Origin of the sequence: Edaphobacter sp. HDX4 (assembly GCF_036877565.1) — a bacterium.
In the GTDB taxonomy this organism is placed as follows: domain Bacteria; phylum Acidobacteriota; class Terriglobia; order Terriglobales; family Acidobacteriaceae; genus Edaphobacter.
This window is the reverse complement of sequence record NZ_JAEDXW010000120.1, coordinates 1-253: the sequence shown is the minus strand read 5'-3', so window position 1 is coordinate 253 and position 253 is coordinate 1. Positions and strand designations below refer to the sequence as shown.

Genomic DNA, 253 nt, shown 5'->3' with positions numbered 1-253 from the left:
CTTGGACTTCGACCAGAGGGGGTTTGTCCGAATTGAAGACACAAGAGTCAGGCGGACCGGATGGCGCCGATGAGAGGAGCACGGGGCGGAAGACCCCGTTGCAGGAGATCTCCATGAATCGAATCATCTCGCTGATAACCAGGTCATCTTTCGTGCGGGCGCTGCCAGGGTTCTGGCGCTCGAAGAAGATATGCGAATCGTCGCGCAATGCGAAGATCTGCCCAAGCTGCTGAGCGCACTCGAGAGTCTGCGA

General features: G+C 58.1%; 1 protein-coding gene. It reads right to left on the bottom strand.

Going from position 1 to position 253, the window contains the following annotated elements; all coding sequences use genetic code 11:
- A partial coding sequence (locus tag JAO29_RS23295; RefSeq protein ID WP_334270670.1) for a hypothetical protein occupies positions 1–253 on the bottom strand: 253 nt, incomplete at both ends.